The organism is Flavobacterium zubiriense (assembly GCF_041729725.1).
Taxonomy (GTDB): Bacteria; Bacteroidota; Bacteroidia; order Flavobacteriales; family Flavobacteriaceae; genus Flavobacterium; species Flavobacterium zubiriense.
Map to the genome: position 1 here is coordinate 1 of NZ_JBCFQL010000044.1, position 218 is coordinate 218.

Annotated in this window: 1 tRNA gene; it reads right to left on the reverse strand. The window is 41.7% G+C overall.

Annotated features, from left to right (window positions below):
- Positions 1-63: 63 nt before the first annotated feature.
- Positions 64-136: transfer RNA gene (locus AAGV28_RS15455), tRNA-Phe, on the reverse strand.
- Positions 137-218 lie beyond the last annotated feature (82 nt).

The window sequence follows — 218 nt, forward strand, 5'->3', positions numbered from 1 at the left end:
GCTGTTCACTGGATTTTAAGTCCAGCGTGTCTACCAATTTCACCATCCGAGCCTTGTATTATGTGGTACCTCCAGGGATCGAACCAGGGACACATGGATTTTCAGTCCATTGCTCTACCATCTGAGCTAAGGTACCTTATATTACTACCGTTTTTACAAACAAAACAGGAATAAAAAACCCCATTCCGATAGGAATGGGGTTTCATTAGAATCTGAAA